We start from the raw sequence: 843 nt of genomic DNA, 5'->3' as shown, positions 1-843 counted from the left end.
GATCCGCGGCGATGACGAGCTGCGAACCGCCGTCGGTCGCCACCACATAGGTGACCTCCGGGTTGACCGCGACGGCCGTGTTGGAGACCAGCGTCCACGGTGTGGTCGTCCACACCAGCAGCGACGCGCTCCCGGCGAACGGGCCGGAGGTCAGCGGGAAGCGCACAAAGACCGACGGGTCGACGTCCTGCTCGTAGCCCTGGGCCAGCTCGTGGTCGGAGAGCGCGGTCTGGTCGCGCGGGCACCAGGGCGCGACCCGGAAGTCCTCGACCAGCAGGCCCTTGTCGAAGATCCGCTGCAGCGACCACCAGACCGACTCGATGTAGCCGGGGTCCATGGTCCGGTATGCGTCGTCCATGTCGACCCAGTAGCCCATCCGCTGGGTGAGCTCGGCGAACGCGTCCGTGTGCCGGGTGACCGACTCGCGGCACTTGACGTTGAACTCGGCGATGCCGTACGCCTCGATGTCCTGCTTGCCGGTGAAGCCCAGCTCCTTTTCCACCGCGAGCTCGACCGGCAGGCCGTGGCAGTCCCAGCCGGCCTTGCGGGCGACGTGGAAGCCCTTCATGGTCCGGTATCGAGGGAAGAGGTCCTTGAAGACCCGGCTCTCGATGTGGTGCGTGCCGGGCCGGCCGTTCGCGGTCGGCGGGCCCTCGTAGAAGATCCACTCGGGGCGGCCGGCGGACTGCTCGAGGGTGCGGTGGAAGATGCTGTTGGCCTGCCAGAAGTGCAGCACCTCATGGTCCAGCGCACCCAGATCCACCTGGGCCGGCACGGGTAGATACATGGTTTCCTCCGACGACGGCAGCGGATCGCACTGTATCGCCGGGCACCGACAATCCG

Annotated in this window: 1 protein-coding gene; it reads right to left on the bottom strand. The window is 68.0% G+C overall.

Features of this window, described 5'->3' with window-relative positions; translation table 11 throughout:
* A partial coding sequence (locus DMB66_RS60080; RefSeq protein ID WP_148112987.1) for a class I tRNA ligase family protein occupies positions 1-787 on the bottom strand: 787 nt, incomplete at its 3' end.
* Positions 788-843 lie beyond the last annotated feature (56 nt).

It is taken from the genome of Actinoplanes sp. ATCC 53533 (genome assembly GCF_003947245.1).
This window is presented reverse-complemented; position numbering and strand designations above follow the sequence as displayed.